This is a genomic window from Streptomyces sp. O3 (assembly GCF_054788135.1).
In genome coordinates this window covers 55236-79045 of record NZ_JBTVYK010000035.1, presented here as the reverse complement: position 1 = coordinate 79045, position 23810 = coordinate 55236, and the positions used below count along the sequence as shown (strand labels likewise).

The 23810-nt window shown below is 71.9% G+C and carries 16 protein-coding genes and 1 pseudogene; 9 read left to right on the top strand and 8 right to left on the bottom strand.

All coding sequences use genetic code 11. From position 1 onward, the window contains the following. The 4 genes from ACX6XY_RS18965 to ACX6XY_RS18950 form a co-directional block, all read right to left on the bottom strand. Nucleotides 1-1620: glycoside hydrolase family 13 protein (locus ACX6XY_RS18965; protein ID WP_460332060.1), on the bottom strand; the 1620-nt coding region annotated here is incomplete at its 3' end. A gap of 123 nt (nt 1621-1743) precedes the next feature. Beyond that, nucleotides 1744-2670, bottom strand: a complete 927-nt coding sequence (locus ACX6XY_RS18960; RefSeq protein ID WP_460332068.1) for a sugar ABC transporter permease — start codon at nt 2668-2670, stop codon at nt 1744-1746. A 5-nt stretch (nt 2671-2675) separates the two neighbouring features. Continuing rightward, nucleotides 2676-3707 (bottom strand): carbohydrate ABC transporter permease, encoded by a 1032-nt coding sequence (locus ACX6XY_RS18955; protein WP_460332058.1) that lies wholly within the window; start codon nt 3705-3707, stop codon nt 2676-2678. 71 nt (nt 3708-3778) lie between these two features. Beyond that, the gene (locus ACX6XY_RS18950) at nt 3779-5059 is read right to left on the bottom strand and encodes an extracellular solute-binding protein (RefSeq protein WP_460332056.1); all 1281 of its coding nucleotides are present in this window, start codon (nt 5057-5059) and stop codon (nt 3779-3781) included. 342 nt (nt 5060-5401) lie between these two features. On the opposite strand from ACX6XY_RS18950, the gene ACX6XY_RS18945 reads away from it, so the two are divergent. After that, nucleotides 5402-6451: a LacI family DNA-binding transcriptional regulator gene (locus ACX6XY_RS18945; RefSeq protein ID WP_460332054.1), complete on the top strand. Its 1050-nt coding sequence runs from the start codon at nt 5402-5404 to the stop codon at nt 6449-6451. A 96-nt stretch (nt 6452-6547) separates the two neighbouring features. Further along, nucleotides 6548-7483, top strand: a complete 936-nt coding sequence (locus ACX6XY_RS18940) for a phosphatase PAP2 family protein (protein ID WP_460332052.1) — start codon at nt 6548-6550, stop codon at nt 7481-7483. Here ACX6XY_RS18940 and ACX6XY_RS18935 read toward each other — a convergent pair. After that, nucleotides 7471-10458, bottom strand: coding sequence for a bifunctional [glutamine synthetase] adenylyltransferase/[glutamine synthetase]-adenylyl-L-tyrosine phosphorylase (locus ACX6XY_RS18935; protein ID WP_460332050.1), 2988 nt, complete (start codon nt 10456-10458; stop codon nt 7471-7473). The two genes, ACX6XY_RS18940 and ACX6XY_RS18935, sit on opposite strands and share 13 nt — an antisense overlap. A 133-nt stretch (nt 10459-10591) precedes the next feature. Here ACX6XY_RS18935 and ACX6XY_RS18930 point away from each other — a divergent pair, with 133 nt between their 5' ends. After that, entirely contained in the window at nt 10592-11023 is a 432-nt protein-coding gene (locus tag ACX6XY_RS18930) for a VOC family protein (RefSeq protein ID WP_460332048.1), read from the top strand. A gap of 113 nt (nt 11024-11136) precedes the next feature. On the opposite strand, the gene ACX6XY_RS18925 is transcribed toward ACX6XY_RS18930, so the two are convergent. Beyond that, on the bottom strand, nt 11137-12498 hold the full coding sequence (locus tag ACX6XY_RS18925) for a glutamine synthetase family protein (RefSeq protein WP_460332046.1): 1362 nt from the start codon (nt 12496-12498) through the stop codon (nt 11137-11139). 310 nt (nt 12499-12808) lie between these two features. Between ACX6XY_RS18925 and ACX6XY_RS18920 the strand changes: the two genes are divergently transcribed. The 3 genes from ACX6XY_RS18920 to ACX6XY_RS18910 all read left to right on the top strand — a co-directional run bounded on the left by ACX6XY_RS18920 (nt 12809) and on the right by ACX6XY_RS18910 (nt 16045). Then, entirely contained in the window at nt 12809-13492 is a 684-nt protein-coding gene (locus ACX6XY_RS18920; protein ID WP_460332044.1) for a DUF3105 domain-containing protein, read from the top strand. Continuing rightward, nucleotides 13489-14184: a DUF305 domain-containing protein gene (locus ACX6XY_RS18915; protein ID WP_460332042.1), complete on the top strand. Its 696-nt coding sequence runs from the start codon at nt 13489-13491 to the stop codon at nt 14182-14184. Before ACX6XY_RS18920 ends, ACX6XY_RS18915 begins: the two co-directional genes overlap by 4 nt. A 109-nt stretch (nt 14185-14293) precedes the next feature. After that, a complete protein-coding gene (locus ACX6XY_RS18910) occupies nt 14294-16045 on the top strand; it encodes an NAD+ synthase (RefSeq protein WP_460332040.1) in 1752 nt (583 codons plus the stop codon). A gap of 99 nt (nt 16046-16144) precedes the next feature. On the opposite strand, the gene ACX6XY_RS18905 is transcribed toward ACX6XY_RS18910, so the two are convergent. Next, nucleotides 16145-17191 carry an endonuclease/exonuclease/phosphatase family protein gene (locus tag ACX6XY_RS18905; protein ID WP_460332038.1) on the bottom strand — a complete coding sequence of 349 codons (1047 nt, stop codon included), beginning with the start codon at nt 17189-17191 and terminating at the stop codon, nt 16145-16147. A gap of 313 nt (nt 17192-17504) precedes the next feature. Here ACX6XY_RS18905 and panB point away from each other — a divergent pair, with 313 nt between their 5' ends. The 3 genes from panB to ACX6XY_RS18890 all read left to right on the top strand — a co-directional run bounded on the left by panB (nt 17505) and on the right by ACX6XY_RS18890 (nt 20452). Continuing rightward, complete coding sequence (panB, locus tag ACX6XY_RS18900; RefSeq protein ID WP_460332037.1) at nt 17505-18419, top strand: 3-methyl-2-oxobutanoate hydroxymethyltransferase; 915 nt, start codon at nt 17505-17507, stop codon at nt 18417-18419. 156 nt (nt 18420-18575) lie between these two features. Further along, nucleotides 18576-19613 (top strand): ATP-binding cassette domain-containing protein, encoded by a 1038-nt coding sequence (locus tag ACX6XY_RS18895; RefSeq protein WP_460332036.1) that lies wholly within the window; start codon nt 18576-18578, stop codon nt 19611-19613. Further along, entirely contained in the window at nt 19610-20452 is an 843-nt protein-coding gene (locus ACX6XY_RS18890) for an ABC transporter permease (RefSeq protein WP_460332034.1), read from the top strand. The genes ACX6XY_RS18895 and ACX6XY_RS18890 overlap by 4 nt, the downstream gene beginning before the upstream one ends. Before the next feature lie 34 nt (nt 20453-20486). Here ACX6XY_RS18890 and ACX6XY_RS18885 read toward each other — a convergent pair. Beyond that, a pseudogene (locus ACX6XY_RS18885) lies at nt 20487-23749 on the bottom strand (ATP-binding protein); the annotation flags it as partial. Nucleotides 23750-23810: the final 61 nt, after the last annotated feature.

Below are 23810 nucleotides of genomic sequence, written 5' to 3'. Positions count from 1 at the left end.
CGACCCCCTCGGCCTGGTTGATCTTGAACTCGTCTTCCAGGGCGTCAAGACGCCCCCAGATCCGCACCATCTCGCCGCGCGCCGGAAGGCCAGCACGCCCTCGGGCGCGTCCAGCCACTCGACCTCGTCGCCCGCGCCGAGCCCCGGCTGCTCGCGGCGCACCGCGAGCGCGGCGCGGTACAGCTCCAGCGTGGAGTCCGGGTCGCCGGTCTGCGCCTGGACGCTCAGCTGGCCCCAGGTCGCGGGCTGCGGCAGCCAGCTGCCGCCGGTCCCGAAGCCGTACGAGCCGCCGTCGACGGTCCACGGGATCGGCACCCGGCAGCCGTCGCGGTAGCCGTCCTGGCCGCTGGCGCGCCAGAACGACGGGTCCTGGCGTACCTCGTCGGGCAGGTCGGTGACGTCCGGCAGGCCCAGTTCCTCGCCCTGGTAGAGGTACGCGGAGCCGGGCAGCGCCAGCATCAGCAGGGTCGCGGCGCGGGCCCGGCGCAGGCCGAGCGCGCGGTCGCCGGGCTCGCGCAGCTGGGTGCCCAGGCCCGCCGGGTTGGCGAAGCGGGTGGCGTGCCGGGTGACGTCGTGGTTGGAGAGCACCCAGGTGGCGGGGGCGCCGACCGGGCGCATCGCGCCGAGCGAGGTGTCGATGACCTCGCGGAGTTCGGCGGCGTCCCAGTGGGTGCCCAGGTACTGGAAGTTGAACGCCTGGTGGAGTTCGTCGGGGCGTACGTAGTGGGCGGTGCGCTCGACGGTGGGCGTCCAGGCCTCGGCGACGGCGATCCGGTCGCCGGGGTACTCGTCGAGGATGCGGCGCCAGCTGCGGTAGATCTCGTGCACGCCGTCCTGGTCGAAGAACGGCATCACGCCGTTGCCGAGGAGCTTGAGCTGTTCGCCGTCGCCGCCGATGTCCGGCAGGCCTTCGGCCTTGACCAGGCCGTGGGCGACGTCGACGCGGAACCCGTCGGTGCCCATGTCCAGCCAGAAGCGCAGGATGGAGCGGAACTCGTCGGCGACGGCCGGGTGTTCCCAGTTGAAGTCGGGCTGCTCGGGCGCGAACAGGTGGAGGTACCAGTCGCCGGGCGTGCCGTCGGGGTTGGCGGTACGGGTCCAGGCGGGGCCGCCGAAGATGGACTCCCAGTCGTTGGGCGGGAGTTCGCCGTCGGCGCCCTTGCCGGGGCGGAAGTGGTAGCGGTCGCGCAGCGGCGACCCCGGTCCTTCGGCGAGGGCGCGCTTGAACCACTCGTGCTGGTCGGACGAGTGGTTGGGCACCAGGTCGACGATGATGCGCAGGCCCAGTTCGTGGGCGTCGCGGATCAGCGCGTCGGCGTCCAGGAGGGTGCCGAACATCGGGTCGATGGCCCGGTAGTCGGAGACGTCGTAGCCCGCGTCGGCCTGCGGCGAGGCGTAGAACGGGCTCAGCCAGACGGCGTCGACGCCGAGGTCGCGCAGATAGGGCAGTCTGCTGCGCACGCCCTGGAGGTCGCCCATGCCGTCGCCGTTCCCGTCGGCGAAACTGCGCGGGTAGACCTGGTAGATGACGGCGTCCCGCCACCAGCCCGGACGGTCGGCGGTGCCGCGGTCGGCGGCGGGCTCCGTACCGGTGGTGGCGTCGGCGAGGTGCTGGGTCATGTCATCCCTGGGTGTGGTGAAGGTGGTGAGGCCGCGGCGGCCCCGACACGGGGGTCGGGGCCGTCGCGGCCGACGTCTGGTTCGTACGGTGTCGGTTCGTACGGTGTCGGGACGGCGGGCGGGTCAGCCCTTGGTGCCGCCGGCGGTGAGTCCGGCCACCAGGTTGCGCTGTACCAGCAGGAATATCAGGCCCGCCGGCACCGTGATGATGACCGCGGACGCGGTGAGGTAACCCCATTCGGCCTTGTGCTGGCCGATGAAGCTCTGCAGCCCCACGGAGAGCGTGAGCATGGCGTCGCTGCTCAGGAAGGCCCGCGCGAAGGCGACTTCACCCCAAGCGGTGATGAACGAGTAGAACGCGGTGACGGCGAGCCCTGGCTTGGCCAGCGGCAGGATCAGCCGGTAGAAGGTGCCGAACGGGGTGAGTCCGTCGACCCGCCCGGCCTCGTCGATCTCATGCGGGACGGTGTCGAAGTAGCCCTTCATCATCCACGCGCAGAACGGCACCGACACCGAGCAGTAGGTGAGGATCAGGCCGATGTAGGAGTCGAGCAGCCCGAGGCCGCCGAGGATGTTGTAGAGGGCGACGATGAGCACCGCCACCGGGAACATCTGGGTGACCAGCAGTACCCACATGAGTGACTTGTGGCCGGGGAAGCGCATCCGCGAGATGGCGTAGCCGGTGGACGCGGCGATGAAGACGCCGAGCACGGTGGTGCCGCCCGCGACCAGGACCGAGTTGGCGAACCAGCGCGGGAACTCCGTCTCGGTCAGGACATAGGTGTAGTTGCTGATCTCCAGGCCGCCCGCGGCGCTGGTCGGCTGGGTCCAGCCGTCCCGGCCGCGCAGCGAGATGAAGATCATGTAGGCGATCGGGAAGACCGCGACCAGCGCCGCGACGGCCAGCGTCAGGTGCAGTCCGAGCGAGGCCAGCGGGGCGCGCTCGTCGCGGCCGCGGACCTTGCGGTGCGTGCGCGGCGGCTGGGGCGGGGTGTGCACGGCGCGGCCCTCCGCTGGCGGTCGGGCACTCTCGTGCCGGGATTCGGTCATCGCGCTCACTGGGCCGCCTCCTGACGGTTGAGCAGACGCCGGTAGAACACGGCGAACACCAGCAGCATCGAGAGGATGATGATTCCGTAGGTGGCCGCGCCCGCGTAGTCGCGCACCGAGCCGAAGGCGAGCCGGTAGGCGTAGGTCACCAGGATCTCGCTGTTCATGGCGTTGGCCTCGCCGAGCATCAGATAGATGATCGGGAACATGTTGAAGGTCCAGATGGTGCCCAGCAGGATCACCGTGGAGCTGACCGGCTTCAGGCCCGGCAGGGTGACATGGACGAATCGCTGCCAGGGGGTCGCGCCGTCCATCTCGGCGGCCTCGTACTGGTCGCTGGAGATGGACTGCAGGCCGCCGAGGATGGCGACCATCATGAAGGGGACGCCCAGCCAGACGTTGACGCCGATCACGGCGACTTTCTGGGTGAAGGTCTCGCCGAGCCAGTCGACGGGGCCGAAACCCAGTTTGCCGAGCAGGGCGTTGAAGACGCCCGACTCGCTGTTGTACATCATGCGCCAGACGTAGGTGGCGACGAACGGCGGCACCGCCCACGGCAGGATCAGCATCAGCCGGTAGACCGTGCGGCCCCGGAGCCTGCGGTTGAGCAGCAGGGCCAGGCCCAGGCCGATGGTGTAGTGGAAGAACACACAGGACGCCGTCCACACGACGGTCCACCACAGCTTGGGGTAGAACTCGCCGTCGGCGCCGGACAGGATGCGCCAGTAGTTGTCGAGACCGATGAACTCGTACGTGGCCGGGATGGTGGTCTCGCCGAGCTGCTTGGCGACGTTGAGTTCGTTGGCGTCGGTGAAGGACAGGTAGACGCCCCGGCCCAGGGGGTATCCGATCAGTACGCCGATCACCAGGACCACCGGCAGCACCATGGCCCAGGCGTACCAGTACCGGTCATAGGAGCGCTTCACACGGGTGAGCGGCCCGGCCTTGGCAGGCTTGGCGGGCCTGGCACGCTTGGCAGCCTCGCCCACGTGAGCGGGCTCGTCCGTCCGCACGGGCTGTTCGGTGGCTTTCGTCATGGTTTCCCTGCTCGTGTACGGCCCCGGTCCGGCCCGGCGGCGTCAGGTCTGCCGGGCCGGACCGGGGAGGCTCACTCGGTCGAGTAGTCCTTGAGGGACGCGACGTTGGACTTCCACTTCTCGGCGGTGGCGTCCAGGCCCTTCTCCACGGAGGTGTTGCCCTTGAGGGTCTCGATGTACTGCTTGGTCCACTCGGTGAACATGTCGCTGACCCCGGCGACGTTGGGGCGCGCGGTGGCGTCGTCCAGTACGTCCTTGAAGGCGCCCTTGATCGGGTCGGAGACGACCGCGGGGGTGTAGGCGTCGTCGCGGGTCGGCAGCACGCCGGTCTCGGTGGAGGCGAACTCCTGCGACTTCTTCGAGGTCATGAAGGCGACGAACTTCTGGGCCGCGGCCTTCTTGGCCTTGCTGGAGCCGTTGTAGACGACGAGGTTGTGGCCGCCGGTCGGGGTGCCCGCCTTGCCGCTGGAGCCGGCCGGGACCGAGGCGATCCCGAGGTTCTCCTTGTTCTTGAAGGCCTTTCCGGTCAGGTCGTCGGCCGTGGACCACGGGCCGTTGATGACCATGGCGACCTTGCCGTCCTTGAAGGCGGCCTGCATGTTGTTGTAGCCGTCGGTGTAGTCCGGCTTGACCGCCACACCGTCGTCGACCAGGTCCATCACGGTCTGCATGGCCTTGGCGCCGGCCTTGTCGTTGACGGTGATCTTCTTGTTGTCGAGGTCGAGCATCCTGCCGCCCTCGCCGTACAGGAACGGCAGGGCGAAGTAGCTGTCCGGGTTGAGGTAGATGCCGTCGACGCCGGTCTTCTTCTTGATGGTCTTGGCGGCCTTGGCGAGCTCGTCCCAGGTCGTGGGCACCTCGACCCCGGCCTTGTCGAAGATCTCGTGGTTGTAGAGCAGTGCGAGGGCGTCGGTGACCTGCGGTACGCCGTAGAGCTTGCCGTCCACCTTGACGCCGTCGACCAGGCCCGGCTTGAAGGAGTCGAGTTCCTTGACCGCGTCGGTGCCGTCCAGCGGGGCGAGGTACTGGGCGGCCGCGAGCCCGGCGGTCCAGCCGACCTCGGCGCGCAGGACGTCGGGGGCCTTTCCGGCCTGGGCGGCGGTCTTGTACTTCTGCTCGGCCTCGGCGAACGGGACGTTCTGGTACGTGACCTTGATCCCGTCGTTCGCCTCCTCGAACTCCTTGACCAGCTTCTTGTAGGCGGGCGCCTCGTTCGTGGCGTCCGAGGTGTCCCACCAGGTGATGGTGACCGGTCCGTCCGCCTGGTCCCCGCTGTCACTGTCGCCACCGCAGGCCGTCGCCGCGAGCGCCAGGCTCGCGACCAGCGCGGTGGCCGCTATGCCACGCCGCATGTGAACTCCTTCAAAGGTCCCCGTGACGTCGGAGGCGAGCGCGCCTCCCGCTTACCGCGCCCTCGCGGCGCCGGGTTCGGCAGGAACGTAACAACGATGAAAGCCGACGGAAAGACCTTGCGGCAATTTTCTGCAAGGCTAGGGGATCGTTACCGTCGCGTGTCCTGAAGGTTGCCACTGGATCGCTTGACAGCCCGCGAATCGCTTGACGGCCCGCCTGCAAGCTCCTGCAAGCTCCTTTCGTGCTCCTTTCGTGCTCCTTTCGCGCACCTGCGTACGGGGCGTGGCGTACAGGGGACGCCTGGTGGGCAATCCGCCCGGTGACCGGTACAGTCCAGCCCTGTGACCGCACGGCTAGCCGACATCGCAGCCCAGGCGGGGGTCAGCGAAGCCACAGTCAGCCGCGTGCTCAACGGCAAGCCCGGCGTGGCCGCGGCCACCCGCGAATCCGTCCTGGCCGCCCTCGACGTGCTCGGCTACGAGCGGCCCACCCGGCTGCGCAGGCGCAGCGCGGGCCTGGTCGGCCTGATCACGCCCGAGCTCGACAACCCCATCTTCCCCGCGCTCGCCCAGGTCATCGGCCAGGCCCTGACCCGCCAGGGCTACACCCCCGTACTCGCGACCCAGACGCCCGGCGGCTCCACCGAGGACGAGCTGACCGAGATGCTGGTGGACCGCGGGGTCTCCGGCATCATCTTCGTGTCGGGCCTGCACGCCGACACCAGCGCCGACATGGAGCGCTACGAGCAGCTGCGCGGGCAGGGCGTGCCGTTCGTGCTGGTGGACGGGTTCTCGCCGAAGGTGCGGGCGCCGTTCATCTCACCGGACGACCGGGCCGCGATGCAGCTGGCCGTCACCCATCTCGTGTCGCTCGGCCACACGGAGATCGGGCTCGCCCTCGGCCCGCAGCGGTTCGTGCCCGTGCAGCGCAAGATAGAGGGCTTCGTCAAGGCGATGCGCCAGCAGCTGGACCTCGACCCCGAAGACGTCGCCGCGCGCCTGGTACAGCACTCGCTCTACACGCTCGAAGGCGGCCAGGCCGCGGCCGCCGCGCTGATCGAGCGGGACTGCACCGCCGTCGTCTGCGCCAGCGACATGATGGCGCTCGGCGCCATCCGGGCGGGCCGCCAGCGCGGCCTGCGGGTGCCGGACGACATCTCGGTGGTCGGCTTCGACGACTCCCCGCTCATAGCGTTCACCGATCCCCCGCTGACCACCGTCCGCAAGCCGGTGCCCGCGATGGGGCAGGCGGCGGTGCGCACGCTACTTGAGGAGATCGGCGGGACGCCCGCGCCGAGGAGCGAGTTCGTGTTCATGCCGGAGCTGGTGGTACGGGGGTCGACGGCCTCCGCGCCACGGGGTGCGTCGCAGGATGCGCCGCGAGGTGCCTGAGCGTTCCGGTCATCGTCCGCGAGGAGTAGCGCGTGCGCTCGGGAACCAACCGGGAGACGATCGAATGGCGGGGCAAATCTGGCAGAATTCCGCTTCATGGGTGAGACGACTGTGACAGCACTGGAAGGCCGGACGGCGGCCGCGTCACCCTACGCCGGCGAGGAGCACAGCCGCCCGGCACGGTCCTTCGTACGGCGGCGCCTGCGCACGCGGCGTCGGCCTCGCCTGTGGTACGAGCTCGCCCTGATCGGCGTGAGCTACTGGCTGTACTCGATGGTGCGCAACGCGGTACCCGAGCAGGAGTCCACGGCGATGCGCAACGCCGACTGGATCCTGCGCGCCGAGAACGCCGTCGGCCTGGCCTTCGAGCACAGCGTCAACCACGCGGTCAACTCCGTGACCTGGCTGATCGTCGGCATGAACTACTACTACGCGACGCTGCACTTCATCGTCACGATCGGCGTCCTGGTCTGGCTCTACCGGCGGCACCCCGGCCGGTACGCCGCCGCGCGCACGGTGCTGTTCGTGACCACCGGCATCGCCCTGGTCGGCTTCTACCTCTTCCCGCTCGCCCCGCCCCGGCTGCTGGCGGGCCACGGCTACATCGACACCGTCCTGGTCCACGAGACCTGGGGCTCGATGGCCTCCGGCGACCTGAAGAACATGACCAACCAGTACGCGGCGATGCCGTCCATGCACATCGGCTGGTCGCTGTGGTGCGGGGTCACGATCTTCGCGCTGGCGCGGGTGCCGTGGGTGCGGGTGCTCGGGCTGCTCTACCCGGCGGCGACCCTGGTGGTGATCGTCGCGACCGCCAATCACTTCTGGCTGGACGCGGTGGGCGGCGTCCTGTGCCTCTGCGCCGGGTACGCGTTCGCCCGCACCTGGTACGGGGCACTCCCGCACCGCCTCCCCCGCGAGGTCCCCCCGCCGCGCGACGCGCGGGCCGAGCCCGAACCTTCAGCCGAGCCAGAGCCCGAGCCCAAGCCCGAACCCTCGCGAACCCCGAGCCAGGGCGCTCACGCCCCGTAGAACAGTTCCTCGACCACCGCCCGTGCGCGGCGGGTCGTGCGGCGGTAGTCGTCCAGCATCTCGCCCACCGTGCCGGGGTCGTACCCCAGGTAACGGGCCACCGCGGCCAACTCCCGGCCGCCGGTCGGGAAGGTGTCGCCCGCGCGGCCGCGTACCAGCATCACCGCGTTGCGCACCCGCGTCGCCAGGACCCACGCCTCGTCCAGGATCGCCGCGTCCTCGGTGCCGATCAGCCCCGCCGCCTGCGCGGCGGCCAGCGCCGTACGGGTCCGCGTGGTGCGCAGGCCCGGCTCGGCCCAGCCGTGCCGCAGCTGGCACAGCTGCACGGTCCACTCCACGTCCGAGAGGCCGCCGCGCCCCAGCTTCGCGTGCAGCGTGGAGTCCGCCCCGCGCGGCAGCCGCTCGGTCTCCATCCGGGCCTTCAGACGGCGGATCTCGCGTACGGCGTCGTCGCCGAGCCCTTCGGCCGGATAGCGCAGCGGGTCGACCAGCTCGATGAACCGCCGCCCGAGGTCCGCGTCGCCCGCGACCGGCTCGGCGCGCAGCAGAGCGTGGCTCTCCCAGATCTGGGACCACCGTCGGTAGTACGCCGCGTACGACGTGAGAGTGCGCGTCAGCGGCCCGTTCTTGCCCTCGGGCCGCAGGTCCGCGTCGATGAGCAGCGGCGGATCGGCGCTCGGCGCCTGGAGCAGCCGCCGCATCTGAAGGACCACGGCGTTCGCGGCCTTGGCGGCCTCCTGCTCGTCGACGCCCTCGCGCGGCTCGTGCACGAACAGCACGTCCGCGTCCGAGCCGTAGCCCAGCTCGTGCCCACCGAAGCGGCCCATGCCGATGATCGCGAACCGGGCGGGCAGCTCATCGCCCCAGCCCTCGCGGACCACGGCCCGCAGGGTCCCGGCGAGGGTCGCGGCGGTCAGGTCGGACACGGCGTCCCCGACCCGGTCCACCAGCGCGCCGGGGTCCTCCTGCGCGGGGTGCTCGTCGGTGCCGTACGAGCCGATGAGGTCGGCCGCCGCGGTACGGAACAGCTCGCGCCGCCGTACCCCGCGCGCCGCCGTCACCCCCTGCACGGCGTCGTCGGCCCGGCCGACCGCCGACAGGATCTCCTGTGCCAGGTGGGCGTGGTCGCGGGGCTCCAGGCCGCGCGGGTCGCCGAGCAGCGCGACCGCCTCGGGGGCGCGCAACAGCAGGTCGGGCGCGAGGCGTCCGGCGGACAGCACCCGCGCGAGGTTCTCGGCGGCCGCGCCCTCGTCGCGCAGCAGCCGCAGGTACCAGGGGGTCTTGCCGAGCGCGTCGGAGACCTTGCGGAAGCCCAGCAGGCCCGCGTCCGGGTCGGCGGAGTCCGCGAACCAGCCGAGCAGCACCGGCAGCAGCGTCCGCTGGATCGCGGCCTTGCGGCTCACCCCGGAGGCCAGCGCCTCCAGGTGCCGCAGGGCGGCTGCCGGATCGGCGTACCCGAGCGCCACCAGCCGCTCGCGGGCGGCGTCGGTACGCAGCCGGGTCTCGCCCGGCGCGAGCTGCGCGACCGCGTCGAGCAGCGGCCGGTAGAAGATCTTCTCGTGCAGGCGGCGCACCACCGACGTGTGCTTGCGCCAGGCGCGCCGCAGCTCGGTGACCGGCTCGGTGCGCAGGCCCAGCGAGCGGCCCAGGCGCCGCAGGTCGGCCTCGTCCTCGGGCACCAGGTGGGTGCGGCGCAGCCGGTGCAGCTGGATGCGGTGTTCCATGGCGCGCAGGAAGCGGTACGCCTCGTCCAGCTGCCCGGCGTCCGCGCGGCCGACGTACCCGCCTTCGGCGAGCGCCGCCAGCGCGTCGAGCGTCGTGCCGCTGCGCAGCGAGGGGTCATGGCGGCCGTGCACCAGCTGGAGCAGCTGGACGGCGAACTCGACGTCCCGCAGCCCGCCGGGGCCGAGCTTGAGTTCGCGCTCTATCTCGGCGGCCGGGATGGCGGAGACCACCTTGCGGCGCATCCGCTGCACGTCGGGCACGAAGTTCTCGCGCTCGGCGGCCTGCCATACGAGGGGGGCGAGGGTCTGTACGTACTCCTCGCCCAGCTCGGGGTCGCCCGCGACGGCCCGCGCCTTGAGCAGCGCCTGGAACTCCCAGGTCTTGGCCCAGCGCTGGTAGTAGGCGAGGTGGCTGGAGAGCGTCCGCACCAGCGGGCCGTTCCGGCCCTCGGGCCGCAGGTTGGCGTCCACCGGCCAGATGGCGCCCTCGACGGTCGTCTCGGAGCAGATCCGCATCAGATGCGCGGCGAGCCGGGTCGCGGCCTGGAGCGCCTTGCCCTCGTCGGCGCCGGGCGCGGGCTCCGCCACGAAGATCACGTCGACGTCCGACACGTAATTGAGCTCATGGCCCCCGCACTTGCCCATCGCGATGACCGCGAGGCGGCACAGCGCGTCGTCGGCGGGCGCGGCGGCGCGCGCGATGGCCAGCGCGGCGCGCAGCGTGGCCGTCGCGAGGTCGGCCAGCTCGGCGGCGGTCTCGGCCACGTCCGTCGTCCCGCACACGTCACGGGCCGCGATGGACAGCAGGCAGCGGCGGTAGGCGACGCGCAGCGACACCGGGTCCGCGGCCGCCGCGAGCCCGTACTCGAACTCCTCCACGCCCGGATGCAGATCGGACGGCTCGTACGTCACCAGGGCGTGCCAGTCGCGGGGGTGGCGGGCCAGGTGGTCGGCGAGCGCCTCGGACGCGCCGAGCACGCCGAGCAGCCGGTCGCGCAGCGGCTTGGCGGACACCAGCGTGTCGAGCAGCACCTGCCGCTCGTCGTCGGGCTGCGCCTCCACCAGGCGTACGAGGCCGAGCAGCGCGAGGTCCGGGTCGGCCGCGCCGCCGAGCGCGTCGAGCAGAACGGGGTCGGCGCGGACCGGGCCCAGCTCCGGGGCGTCCAGCAGCCGTTCGGCGGACGAGGGGTCGGTGAAGCCGTGCCGCAGCAGCCGGGTGAACGTACTGCTCCTGCGCCCGCCCGCGGTCATGGTCCGGCCTCCCGTTCGCTCACACGTGTGGCCCGAGCCTAATGGCTGCCGGGGTTTACCCGGCGGAGCCGGTCCGTCTCTGATGTACTCGGCAGTGATCCACCACAGTGATCCGACCCTCCAGGGAGCGCACATGGAATACACCCTCGAAGTGATCCCGCTGCCCGTATCGGACGTCGACCGGGCCAGGGACTTCTACCGCGACAAGCTCGGATTCCACGTCGACATCGACGCGGAGGTCGTGGAAGGCCTGCGCATCGTCCAGCTGACCCCGCCGGGCTCCGGCTGCTCGATCGCGCTCAGCGACACGCTGTGGGACTCGATGGACGGCCCGAAGCCCGCGCCCGGCTCCTACCAGGGCCTCCAGCTGTGCGTCGCCGACATCAAGGAGGCGCGCGCCGAACTCGTCGGGCGCGGCCTGGAGGTGTCCGAGCCGGTGGAGTACGCACCGGAGGACGGCGGCACCTTCATGTACTTCAAGGACCCGGACGGCAACGGCTGGGCGATCCAGGAGTACCGGGTACGCGCCGCCCGGCCGCTGCGCGACGCGATCGTCGCCCCCTGACCGTGCCCGACGGCCGACGGGCACGGGCACGGGCACGGGCACGGGTGCGCGGCGGGACGGCGACGGCACGGCGGAGGCGGGCGCGGCCATGAGCGCGCGTCGTCGGCGGCGGGCTACAGCACCGGCAGGTTCTTGCGCAGCTCGAAGGCGGTGACCTCGCTCCGGTACTCCTCCCACTCCTGCTTCTTGTTCCTGAGGAAGAAGTCGTAGACGTGCTCGCCCAGGGTCTCGGCGACCAGTTCGCTGCGCTGCATCAGGGCGATGGCCTCGCCGAGGTTCTGGGGCAGCGGCTCGATGCCCATGGCGCGGCGTTCGGCGTCGGAGAGGGCCCAGACGTCGTCGTCGGCGCCCGGCGGGAGTTCGTAGCTCTCCTCGATGCCCTTGAGGCCCGCGGCGAGGAGGACCGCGTAGGTCAGGTAGGGGTTGGCGCCGGAGTCGATGGAGCGGACCTCGACGCGCGCCGAGCCGGTCTTGCCGGGCTTGTACATGGGGACGCGGATCAGCGCGGAGCGGTTGTTGTGGCCCCAGCAGATGTACGAGGGCGCCTCGCCGCCCGCGCCCGCGGTGCGCTCGGAGCCGCCCCAGATGCGCTTGTAGGAGTTGACCCACTGGTTGGTGACGGCGGCGATCTCGGCGGCGTGCGTGAGCAGTCCGGCGATGAACGAGCGTCCGACCTTGGAGAGCTGGTACTCCGCGCCCGACTCGTAGAACGCGTTCCGGTCGCCCTCGAAGAGGGAGAGGTGGGTGTGCATGCCCGAACCGGGGTACTCCGAGAACGGCTTGGGCATGAACGTCGCCTGGACGCCCTGCTCCAGCGCCACCTGCTTCATGATCAGGCGGAACGTCATGATGTTGTCGGCGGTGGACAGCGCGTCCGCGTACCTGAGGTCGATCTCCTGCTGACCCGGCGCGCCCTCGTGGTGGCTGAACTCCACTGAGATGCCCATGGATTCGAGCATCGTGATGGCCTGGCGGCGGAAGTCCATGCCCACGTTCTGCGGGGTGTGGTCGAAGTAGCCGGAGGAGTCGGCCGGGGTCGGCCGGGTGCCGTCCACCGGCTTGTCCTTCAGCAGGAAGAACTCGATCTCGGGGTGGGTGTAGAAGGTGAAGCCCAGGTCGGAGGCCTTGGCGAGGGAGCGCTTCAGTACATAGCGCGGGTCGGCGTACGAGGGTGAGCCGTCCGGCATGAGGATGTCGCAGAACATCCGGGCGGTGCCGGGCGCCTCCGCGCGCCAGGGCAGGATCTGGAACGTCCCCGGATCGGGCTTGGCGATCATGTCGGACTCGTAGACCCGTGCGAAGCCCTCGATCGCGGAGCCGTCGAAGCCGATGCCTTCGTCGAAGGCCTGTTCCAGCTCGGCGGGGGCGACGGCGACGGACTTGAGGAACCCGAGGACGTCGGTGAACCACAGGCGCACAAACCGGATGTCGCGCTCTTCTAGCGTGCGGAGCACGAACTCCTGCTGCTTATCCATGTTCAGGTCCTACCCATCATTGCTGGTCAGTCCGCCTGTTCCGGCTGGTCGGTCCGCCTGTCCCGGCCCGGAAAAGCACCGGCGGGCACCCGAGCATCCCACCACACGGTTACCTGGGTGTTGCGCACGCGCGTCTGAATACCTTCATTCTGGGGCACGGTGTCTCTCCGGGTCGACCTGCGGCGCGTTCCGGCGTCGCACTACCATCACCCCACCCGCATGACCTGCCCGCTCCCTCCCTATCGTCCACCCTCCGCTCCACCCTCCACTCCCCCACCCCACTCCACCCCATCCCGCGAGGACACACATCATGGGTTCCGCCAAGAACAAGGCTTCCAGCGCCCGCCAGGCCCGGATAGAAGAGATGCGCCGGGCCGAGCGGGCGCGCGAGCGCCGTAACCGCGTCATCGCGATCGTCGCCAGCACGGCCGTCGTCGCGGGCCTGGTCGGCGTCGGCGCGTACCTGTTCACCAGGGAACAGGACAAGCGGAAGGCCGAGGACGCCAAGGTCCAGGCGGACGCCAAGGCGCGCGAGGAGGCCGCGAAGCGGCCGATCGCGGACGAGCGGACCTGGGACGCGGAGAAGCTGGGCCGCAACCACGTCAAGACGCCCATCAGCTACCCGATGACGCCTCCGGTCGGCGGTGACCACGACCCGGCCTGGATGAACTGCAACGGCGACGTCTACGAGAAGCCGATCCCGGACAAGCACGCGGTGCACTCCATGGAACACGGCGCGGTGTGGGTGACGTACAACGACGACGCCCCGGACGCCGACGTGAAGAAGCTCGCGGAACGGGTCGGCGGGACGCCCTACTCGCTGATGAGCCCGCACCCGGACCAGCAGGGGGCCGTCATGCTCAGCGCCTGGGGCAAGCAGGTCACCGTCGACGGTGCGGACGACCCGCGGGTTGAGACGTTCTTCGCCAAGTACGTGCTGGGCGAGCAGACCCCGGAGAAGGGCGCCGCCTGCACGGGCGGGATCTCGCAGTGAGGCGGGCGGGCTGGGCCGCGGCGGCCGCCGCCGTGGCGCTGGCCGCCGCGACGGGCATGGCGGTCGGCCTCGCGGGCGGGCCGTCCGGGGCGTCCGGGGCCGTGTCCGAGGCCGCGTCCATGTCCGGCGCGGGGTCGGCGGCGCCGGTGGAGGGCTCGGCGGACGCGGGGTTCGCGCGGGACATGGCCGTGCACCATCAGCAGGCCGTGGAGATGTCGTTCGTCATCCGGGAGCGCACGGACGACACGGAGATCCGGCGGCTGGCCTACGACATCGCCAACACACAGGCCAACCAGCGCGGAATGCTGCTGGGATGGCTGGATCTGTGGGGCCTGCCGTACGCGACATCCGACACGCCGATGGCGTGGATGAAGACGGAGCACGGCGGCGACGGCCACGGCCACGACGGGCACGCCGCGCACCAGCCCGAGGACGGCGCGCTGATGCCCGGCATGGCCACCAAGGCCGAGATGGCGCGGCTCGCCGAGGCCGACGGCGAGCGGGCCGAGATTCTGTTCCTGCAACTGATGACCGACCATCACATCGGCGGGGTGACCATGGCCCAGGGCTGTGTGGACCAGTGCGGGGTCGACGCCGGGAGGAAGCTCGCCAAGGGGATGGTGGACGCGCAGGAGTCCGAGCTGAAGCTGATGGCGGATCTGCTGAAGGAGCGCGGCGCGAAGCCTCGCTGACCGCGGCGCGAAGCCTCGCTGACCGCGGCGCGACGCTTAGCCGACCGCGGCGGGCGTCCGCGTACACCCGCGTGGGACATCGTGTCGGTCTGACGATTACACTGGGCGCGTGCCTCAACTACGTCTCGCCCTGAATCAGATCGACGCGACCGTCGGCGACCTCGCCGGGAACGCCGAGTCGATCGTGCACTGGACCCGGCACGCGGCCGAGCAGGGGGCCCACCTGGTGGCGTTCCCCGAGATGGCGCTGACCGGCTACCCCGTCGAGGACCTGGCCCTCAGGCCGTCCTTCGTCGAGGCCTCCCGTGCGGCGCTGCGCGCGCTCGCCGGGCGGCTGGCCGACGAGGGGTTCGGCGAGCTGCCGGTGATCGTCGGGTATCTCGACCGGTCCGAGACCGCGCAGCCGAAGTACGGGCAGCCCGCCGGGGCGCCGCAGAACGCGGCCGCGGTGCTGCACCGCGGCGAGGTGGCGCTGACCTTCGCCAAGCACCACCTGCCGAACTACGGCGTCTTCGACGAGTTCCGGTACTTCGTGCCGGGCGACACGCTGCCGGTCGTCCGGGTGCACGGCGTGGACGTCGCGCTGGCGATCTGCGAGGACCTCTGGCAGGACGGCGGCCGGGTCCCGGCCGCCCGGAGCGCGGGGGCCGGTCTGCTGGTGTCGATCAACGCGTCCCCGTATGAGCAGAACAAGGACGACACGCGGCTTGAGCTGGTGCGCAAGCGCGCTCAGGAGGCCGGGTGCACCACCGCCTACCTGGCGATGATCGGCGGGCAGGACGAGCTGGTCTTCGACGGTGACTCGATCGTCGTGGACGCGGACGGCGAGGTCGTGGCGCGCGCGCCGCAGTTCGCCGAGGGGTGCGTGGTGCTCGATCTGGAGCTGCCCGCGGCCGGCGCCGTGCCCGAGGGCGTCGTGGACGACGGGCTGCGGATCGAGCACGTGGTGCTGTCCGACGCGCCGCTGCCGCCGTACGAGGCCGAGCTGGCCGGGGGGTACGCCGAGCGGCTGGACGACGCCGAGGAGGTGTACTCGGCGCTGGTCGTCGGCCTGCGCGCGTACGCCGCCAAGAACGGCTTCCGGTCGGTGCTGATCGGTCTCTCCGGCGGGATCGACTCGGCGCTCGTCGCGGCGATCGCCTGTGACGCGCTGGGCGCGGGGCAGGTGTACGGCGTGTCGATGCCGTCGAAGTACTCGTCGGACCACTCCAAGGACGACGCGGCCGAGCTGGCCCGGCGGACGGGACTGAACTTCCGCACCGTGCCGATCGAGCCGATGTTCGACGCGTATATGGGGTCGCTGGGGCTGACCGGGCTCGCCGAGGAGAACCTCCAGTCCCGGCTGCGCGGCACGATGCTGATGGCGATCTCCAACCAGGAGGGCCACATCGTGCTGGCTCCGGGCAACAAGTCCGAGCTGGCGGTGGGGTACTCGACGCTGTACGGCGACTCGGTGGGCGCGTACGGGCCGATCAAGGACGTGTACAAGACGGCCGTGTTCCGGCTCGCCGAGTGGCGCAACCGCGCGGCGGCCGAGCGCGGGCAGACGCCGCCGATCCCCGAGAACTCGATCGTCAAGCCGCCGAGCGCGGAGCTGCGGCCCGATCAGGTCGACACGGACTCGCTGCCGGACTATCCGGTCCTGGACGGGATTCTGGAGCTGTACGTCGACCGGGACCAGGGCGCGGACGCGATCGCCGCGGCGGGCTTCGACGCTCAGACCGTGGCGAAGGTGCTGCGGCTGGTCGACACGGCGGAGTACAAGCGCCGCCAGTACCCGCCGGGCACCAAGATCTCCGCCAAGGGCTTCGGCAAGGACCGCCGCCTGCCCATCACCAACCGCTGGCGCGAGTCGGGCTGACCCTCCGGACGTGCGCCCTGGTCCGGGCGCGCACCACGGTCCGGACGCGCGCGCCGGTCCGGACGCGCACCACGGTCCAGGAGGCCCGCCGCGGCCGCGTCAGAAGGAGACCGACGCGGCGAGCGGCAGGTGGTCGCTGCCGGTGCGCGGCAGCGACCAGGAGGCACGCGGCTGGACGTTCTTCACCATGATCTGGTCGATCCGGGCCATCGGGAACGCCGCGGGCCAGCTGAACCCGAAGCCGTCGCCCGCCGCGCCCTGCGTGGAGCGCAGCTGCGAGGTGACCGGGGAGAGGGCACGGTCGTTCATGGTGCCGTTGAGGTCGCCGAGCAGGATGACCCGGCTCAGCGGCTCGTCCCTGATGGCCAGGCCCAGGGCCTCAGCGCTGGCGTCCCGCTGCCCGGCGGTGAACCCGGCGTCGAGCTTCACGCGGACCGACGGCAGATGCGCCACGAACACCGCGACCTCGCCCTTCGGGGTCTCGACCGTGGAGCGCAGGGCGCGGTCCCAGCCCAGCTTGATGTCGACGGCCCGCGTGTCGCGCATCGGGTACTTGCTCCACAGGCCGACGGTGCCTTCGACCTGGTGATAGTCGTACGCCCCCTCCAGGGCCGCGGTGTAGGTGTGCACGGCGGTCGGGGTGAGCTCCTCCAGGGCCACCACATCGGCCCCGGACGCGGCGATGGCGCGGGCGGTGCCCTCGGGGTCGGGGTTGTCGGCGTTGACGTTGTGGGTGGCGACGGTGAGATCGCCGCCGCCGCGGGACTTGTCGGTGACCAGGCCGCCGAACAGGCTCACCCAGACCAGGGCGGGCAGCAGCACCGCGATCAGCGCGGTGGCCGACTTGCGCAGCAGCGCGAGGAGCAGCAGCACCGGGACGCCCAGGCCGAGCCAGGGCAGGAACGTCTCAGCCAGGCTGCCGAGGTTGCCGACCTGGTTGGGGATGTGCCGGTGCAGCGCCATCACCAGGGCGAGCAGCACCGCGAAGGCCGCCAGGACCACACCACGGCGCCAGATCGCCCGGTCCCGCCGCCAGCCGTCGAGCAGCCGCCGCGCGCGGGACCGGGGGCGGGAACGCGGGCGCTCGGAGTCCGCGCCCTCGCCGTCCGCGCCGCCGTCCGCCTGTGTCATGTCCGCCTGCGCCATTCCGTCGCCTCGCTGCCTGCCGTGCCCGCCGTCCCTGCCCTGACCCTAGGTGATGGCGGGACGCGTCTTCCCTGCCGCCTGCCGTGGCGGCCCGTACGACGGGAGGACGAGCGGGCTGACGTCCGGGGTTCCTGGCGACACGGGCCGACCGGCATCTGTGACAGAACGGGCACATTTGCCGAGAACGGGTGCATCGCCGCACATCACCGCTCCGGGCCGCCCGCACTAGCCGAGCCCAGGGGCGAGGTGCCACCATGGACGTGATCCGGGGACGCCGTAAGGGCGCCACGAGATGACAGAAGGAGCCGTCGCCATGACGCAGCTTTCGGCTGCCCAAAAGCTCTCACCAGCTTCCGCAGCCTCCACAGCTTCCGCAGCCTCCGCGAACCAGCCCGCCGACAGCAGCAAAGCGCTGTACGGCGGCAAGGGCACGCGCCGCATCACGGTGCGCGACATCGCCGCCGCCAAGGAGCGGGGCGAGAAGTGGCCCATGCTCACCGCCTATGACGCGATGACCGCGTCCGTCTTCGACGAGGCCGGTATCCCGGTCCTCCTGGTCGGCGACTCGATGGGCAACGTCCACCTCGGGTACGAGACCACGGTGCCCGTCACGCTCGACGAGATCGCCATCCTCTCGGCGGCCGTGGTCCGGGGCGCCCAGCGTGCCCTGGTCGTCGGCGACCTGCCGTTCGGCTCGTATCAGGAAGGGCCGGTGCAGGCTCTGCGCTCGGCCACCCGGCTCGTCAAGGAGGCCGGGGTCGGCGCGGTCAAGCTGGAGGGCGGGGAGCGCTCGCTGGCCCAGACCGAGCTGCTGGTCCAGTCCGGCATCCCGGTGATGTCGCACCTCGGGCTGACCCCGCAGTCCGTCAACACCATGGGGTACCGGGTCCAGGGCCGCGGCGACGAGGAAGCGCACCGGCTGCTGCGCGACGCCAAGGCCGCGCAGGACGCGGGCGCCTTCGCCGTGGTGCTGGAGCTGGTACCGGCCGGGCTGGCCGCCGAGGTGACCCGCTCGCTGCACATCCCGACCATCGGGATCGGCGCGGGGGCCGAGTGCGACGCGCAGGTGCTGGTCTACACGGACATGATGGGCCTCACCGACGGCAAGCTGCCGCGCTTCGTGAAGCAGTACGCCCAGCTGCGCCAGGTCATGGGCGACGCGGCGAAGGCGTTCGCGGACGACGTGGTCGGCGGAACGTTCCCGCAGCCGGAGCACAGCTTCCAGTGAGGCCCTGGTCTCTGGGTCTCTGGGTCTCTAGGTCTCTTGATCCCTTGACCGCCTGAGCCACTGCGGCACAGACGACAGCCCGCCGATCTTCCCCCGTCGGCGGGCTGTCGGCGGTCTGTCGGCCGGTTGTCAGTGGCGTACGTCATCGTCGACGGCATGACGCGATTCGACAACGACTCCGGTGGCGGCGCCGACCACGCCGTCGAAGTACGGGGCCTGGTCAAGCACTTCGGCGACACCAAGGCGCTGGACGGCGTGGACCTCGACGTACGCGAGGGCACGGTGCTCGGCGTGCTCGGACCCAACGGCGCGGGCAAGACCACTCTCGTGCGCTGCCTGTCCACGCTGCTCACCCCGGACGCCGGGTACGCCACGGTCGCGGGCTTCGACGTGGTACGCCAGCCGCGCGCCCTGCGCCGCACGATCGGCCTCACCGGCCAGTACGCCTCGGTGGACGAGCGGCTCTCCGGCTGGGAGAACCTGTACATGATCGGGCGGCTGCTCGACCTGTCGCGATCGGACGCCCGTCAGCGCGCCGACGCCATGCTGGAGCGCTTCTCGCTCACCGAGGCCGCCCGCAAGCCCGCCAGCCAGTACTCCGGCGGGATGCGCCGCAGGCTGGACCTGGCCGCCTCGATGATCGGGCGGCCCGCGGTGCTCTATCTGGACGAGCCGACCACGGGTCTCGACCCGCGCACCCGCAACGAGGTGTGGGACGAGGTGCGGCGGATGGTCGCCGAGGGCGCGACCGTGCTGCTCACCACGCAGTACATGGAAGAGGCCGAGCAGCTGGCGGACGAACTCACCGTGATCGACCGCGGCAAAGCGATCGCGGGCGGCGAGGTAGCCGAGCTGAAGGCCAGAGTCGGCGGCCGCACCCTGAAGATCCGGCCCAGCGATCCCGCGCTGCTCGGCCCGATGGCCCGAGCTCTGAGCGAGGCGGGCCTCGACGGCGTCGCGGGCGCGCAGGCCGTTCCGGGCGACGGGCTGCTGTATGTGCCGATCCTCAGCGACGGCCAACTGACCGCGGTGGTCGGGCTGCTGGGCGGGCGCGGGTACGGCATCGCCGACATCGGCACCGAACTGCCCAGCCTGGACGAGGTGTTCCTGGCCATCACCGGCCAGAAGACAGCCGACTCGGCTGACTCCGCCGACTCCGCCGGCCACTCCGAGCTTGAGGAGGTCGCGGCATGAGCGCGGCAACCGTCACCGCACCCGCCCCCGGCGAGAAGGCGGCCCCGCCCTCCGACGAGGGCGGCATCGGGCTGCGGGCCAACCTGCGGCACATCGGCGCGCTGACCCGGCGCAACGCCCTGCAGATCAAGCAGAACCCGGAGTCGATGTTCGACGCCGTGCTGATGCCGGTCATCTTCATCCTGCTGTTCGTGTACGTGTTCGGCGGCGCGATCTCCGGCAAGGGCAACCAGCAGGAGTACGTCAACTACGTGGTGCCCGGCATGATGGCGATGATGGGAATCAACATCGCCATGGCGGTGGGCACGGGGGTCAACGAGGACTTCAAGAAAGGCGTGATGGACCGGTTCCGGACGATGCCGATCGCCCGGTCGTCGGTCCTGATAGCGAAGATCGTGGTGGAGACCGGTCGGATGCTGGTCGCCACGTCGATCCTGCTCGGCATGGGCTTCCTGCTCGGTCTGGAGATCCGGACGTCGGTGGTGGAGCTGTTCGCGGCGATCGTGCTGGCCACGGCGTTCGGCGCCTCGCTGATGTGGATCTTCATTCTGCTCGGGCTGTCCCTGAACACCCCGCAGGCGGTGCAGGGCGTGGCGATGATCGTGATCATGCCGCTGCAGTTCGGCTCCTCGATCTTCGCCCCGCCCTCGACGATGCCGGACTGGCTGCGGAGCTTCACCTCGGTCAACCCGCTGTCGAACCTGGCGGACGCGTCCCGCGCGCTGCTCAACGGCACGGGGGCGATCGCCCACTCGACGCTGGTCACGCTGGCCTGGGCGGTGGGAATCACCCTGGTGACCGCGCCGCTGGCGGTACGGAAGTTCCGCACCCAGAGCTGACGCTTGGGCCGGGGCCTGGGGTGCCGGGAGCGGGTCAGAGGCGGGGCAACAGGGCCGCGGCCTCCTCTAGGGGGAGGCCGCCGCCCTGCGCGTACGCCCGTTCGTACGCCGCGTCGCCGATCACCGCGCGGGCCCCGGCCTCGGCCGCCGCGCGGTTCTCGCGCTCAAGGGTGTCGGCGTGGTGGCCCGGCGGAAGCAGCGCGTCGCCCGCTCCCAGAATCCTGGCGGCGTCGTGGGCGCGGTCCCGCGCCACGTCACCCGCCGCCGCCAGGCCCGCCAACGCCCGTGCGGCCGTGGCTAGCTGGGCGGTGGGCAGCTGCGGCGCGACCATCCGGGCCAGCGGGTCGTACGCGTACGTCAGGGCCGTACGGGCATGCTCCAGAGCCTCGCCGTAACGCCCCTCCTGGGTGTCCAGCCAGCCGAGCAGACCGGACACAAAGCCCTCGATGAACACCCGAGGGCCGCCCAGGTACTGCTCCCGCACCAGGCTGAGCAGCTCCCGTGCCTCGTCGACGCGATCCGTACGCCCCAGCCAGATCGCCAGGAGCAGCCGCGCCGCTGGCAATGCCTCGGTCACCCCGCGGCCCTGCTGGGCGGCGACCTCCCGCAGCAGGGCCTCACCCCGTTCGGTCTCGCCCAGCTCCACCAGGATTCCACCGAACCGGGCCCGGAGCATGGCGGCCTGGGTGGGCGCTCCCAGCTGCTCAGAAAGCTCGATCGCCGCGTGGAAGTCCGCCCCGGCGAGCTCCAGTTCGCCGCGCCGCTCCCGAGCCTCCCCGCGCGCGGACAGCGCCTCCGCCGCGCCCCAGACGTCGCCGAGCTCGGAGAAGACGGCCAGCGCCTCGTCGGCGTCGCGGTCGGCGTGCGCGGCCCAGTCCGTGCGGTTGGCCAGCAGGTTGGCCCGGATCTGGAGGGTGGCGGCCAGCTCCCAGCGGAATCCGTACGCGCGGCAGGCGTCGACGGTGGCGTCGACCAGCGCCCTGACGTCGCTCGCCTCGCCGGAAAGCATCACCCCGTAGAGCCACAGCCCGCCCGGCATCCGGCAGGTCTGCGGCAGACCCGGCTGGTAGGCGGTGGCGACCCGGTGCAGCCAGGCCCGCTCCTCGGCCGACAGCGCGTCGTAAGCGGTGTGGTCCGTACTCGCCAGTTCGATCAGCCGTACCCCGCGCCGCGCTTCCCACAGCTGCTCGGGCGGCATCGGCGGCGGCGCGTCGGTGCCGCGCTCGAACAGGGGCGGTACGGGTCTGGCCGGTTCCGCGAAGGGGTCGGGGCCGAGCGCGGCGGCGACGCTGGCCCAATGGCGACTCTCGGAGCGCAGGCCGCGCATCAGCCAGTACCAGCAGAGCGACACGACGAGGCAGAGCGCCTCGTGCTCGTCCCCGGCAGCGGTCGCCCGGCGCAGGGCGGTGCGCAGGTTCTCGTACTCGAGCTCGATCCGGGCGATCGCGGCGCGCTGGCCGGGGCCGCGCAGCTCCGGGTCGGTGGTGCGGGCCAGTTCGCGGTAGTGCACCAGGTGGGCCCGTTCGGCGGCGGCCCGGTCTCCGGCCTCGTCGAGGCGCTCGGCCGCGTACTCGGCGACGGTCTCCAGGAGGCGGTAGCGCATCTGGCCGTCGGGCGAAGGGGCGGCCACGACCAGGGACTTGTCGACGAGCGACCCGAGCAGGTCCATGACCTCACGCGGGTCGGGTATGGCCGCGGGCGCGAGCATGGGTACGGAAGCGCCGTCGACGGGCTCAGCCTCGGCCCCGGCCCCGGCCCCGCAGACCGACTCGGCCGCGGCGAGGTCGCTGCCGCCGGAGAAGACGGAGAGGCGGCGCAGCACCGCCCGCTCGCCGCCGGTCAGCAGGTCCCAGGACCAGTCGACGACCGCGCGCAGGGTCTGCTGGCGGGGCAGGGCGGTACGGCTGCCGCCGGTGAGCAGACGGAAGCGGTCGTCGAGGCGGTCGGCGATCTGGCGCGGGGTGAGCATCCGCAGGCGGGCGGCGGCGAGTTCGATGGCCAACGGGAGGCCGTCCAGGCGCTGGCAGATCTCGGCGGCCGTGGCCGCGATGTCCCGGTCGGCGTCGATCCGGAAGCCGGGCCTGGCCGCCGCGCCGCGCTCGGCGAACAGGCGAAGCGCGACGGGTTCCGGCAGCGGGTCCAGCGGGCGGACCGACTCGCCGGGCACGCCGAGGGGTTCGCGGCTGGTCGCGAGCACGGTGAGGCCAGGACAGCGCGCCAGGAGGTGTTCGACCAGGCGGGCCGCGGCGGTGACGACATGCTCGCAGTTGTCCAGGAGCAGCAGCATGCGGCGTCCGGCGCAGTGTTCGGCGAGGCGCGCCAGGGGGTCGTCCGCGCGCCGGTCGACGGCCCGCAGCTCCTCGGCCCCCGCGCCGTGCAGCACGGTCTCACGGGCCCCGAGCGCGGTGAGCACGGCCTCCGGGACCGCCTCGGGGTCGGCGGCCGCGTCCACCGGGGCGAGCTCGGCGAGCCATACCCCGTCGGGGACGCCGCGCACGCCTTCGGCCACCTCCTGCGACAGCCGCGTCTTGCCCGCGCCGCCGGGCCCGAGCAGCGTGACCAGCCGGGACGTGCCGAGGTCCGCCCGGATCGCCTCGATCTCGGCCTCTCTGCCGACGAAGGAGGTGAGCCGCGCCCGCAGATTCCCCGGCGCCTTGGCCTCGGCCCGATGCGCCGCGCTCCCGCTCTCCCCGTACGGCGTCCCGTACGGGCGCCGCCCGTCGGCGGGCGGCTCGGGCGCGACGGGCGGCTCGGGCGCGGCAGGCGCTCGCGTCGGGTGCGGTGTGGACGGGGTCGGGTGCGAGGTCGGGGACGGGGTCGGGTGCGGGCGGAGGAGTTCGGCGTGCAGGGCGCGGAGTTCCGGGCCGGGGGCGGTGCCCAGGCGTTCGGCGAGGTCGGTGCGTACCGCCTCGTAGGCCGCCAGCGCCTCGGCTGGCTGGCCCGCCGCGCGGAGGGCGCGCAGGCGCAGGGCCTGGAGGGGTTCGTCGAGCGGGTGGTCGGCGCAGAGCGCGGTGAGGTCGGGGAGTACGGCGTCGGCCCGGCCGAGGGCGAGCCCGGCGGCCAGGCGGGTGCGCCGGGCGTCCAGGCGCAGGGCGTCCCAGCGGGCCGCCTCGGCGGCGCGGTCGGGCAGATCGGCGAGCGCGGGCCCCTGCCACAGCGCCAGCGCCTCGTCGAGTAGCACGGCCGCCTTCTCCGGCGCCCCGTCCGCGTACGCCTTCGCCCCTTCGGCCGCGAGCCGCTGGAAGCGGTGGGCGTCCACGTCGTGGGGGGGGGGGGGCCGCCCCGGGGCCCCCCGCCCCCCCCCCCGCCCCCCCCCCCCCGGCGCCCCGGCGCCGCCCCCCCCCCCCCCCCCCCCCCC

What these genes read in the sequence shown, in the direction of transcription:
- ACX6XY_RS18960 (WP_460332068.1), bottom strand. Translation starts at nt 2,670, where the DNA reads ATGACCGAATCCCGGCACGAGAGTGCCCGACCGCCAGCGGAGGGCCGC.
- ACX6XY_RS18955 (WP_460332058.1), bottom strand. Translation starts at nt 3,707, where the DNA reads ATGACGAAAGCCACCGAACAGCCCGTGCGGACGGACGAGCCCGCTCAC.
- ACX6XY_RS18950 (WP_460332056.1), bottom strand. Translation starts at nt 5,059, where the DNA reads ATGCGGCGTGGCATAGCGGCCACCGCGCTGGTCGCGAGCCTGGCGCTC.
- ACX6XY_RS18940 (WP_460332052.1), top strand. Translation starts at nt 6,548, where the DNA reads ATGGGTGAGACGACTGTGACAGCACTGGAAGGCCGGACGGCGGCCGCG.
- ACX6XY_RS18935 (WP_460332050.1), bottom strand. Translation starts at nt 10,458, where the DNA reads ATGACCGCGGGCGGGCGCAGGAGCAGTACGTTCACCCGGCTGCTGCGG.
- ACX6XY_RS18930 (WP_460332048.1), top strand. Translation starts at nt 10,592, where the DNA reads ATGGAATACACCCTCGAAGTGATCCCGCTGCCCGTATCGGACGTCGAC.
- ACX6XY_RS18925 (WP_460332046.1), bottom strand. Translation starts at nt 12,498, where the DNA reads ATGGATAAGCAGCAGGAGTTCGTGCTCCGCACGCTAGAAGAGCGCGAC.
- ACX6XY_RS18920 (WP_460332044.1), top strand. Translation starts at nt 12,809, where the DNA reads ATGGGTTCCGCCAAGAACAAGGCTTCCAGCGCCCGCCAGGCCCGGATA.
- ACX6XY_RS18905 (WP_460332038.1), bottom strand. Translation starts at nt 17,191, where the DNA reads ATGGCGCAGGCGGACATGACACAGGCGGACGGCGGCGCGGACGGCGAG.
- panB (WP_460332037.1), top strand. Translation starts at nt 17,505, where the DNA reads ATGACGCAGCTTTCGGCTGCCCAAAAGCTCTCACCAGCTTCCGCAGCC.
- ACX6XY_RS18895 (WP_460332036.1), top strand. Translation starts at nt 18,576, where the DNA reads ATGACGCGATTCGACAACGACTCCGGTGGCGGCGCCGACCACGCCGTC.
- ACX6XY_RS18890 (WP_460332034.1), top strand. Translation starts at nt 19,610, where the DNA reads ATGAGCGCGGCAACCGTCACCGCACCCGCCCCCGGCGAGAAGGCGGCC.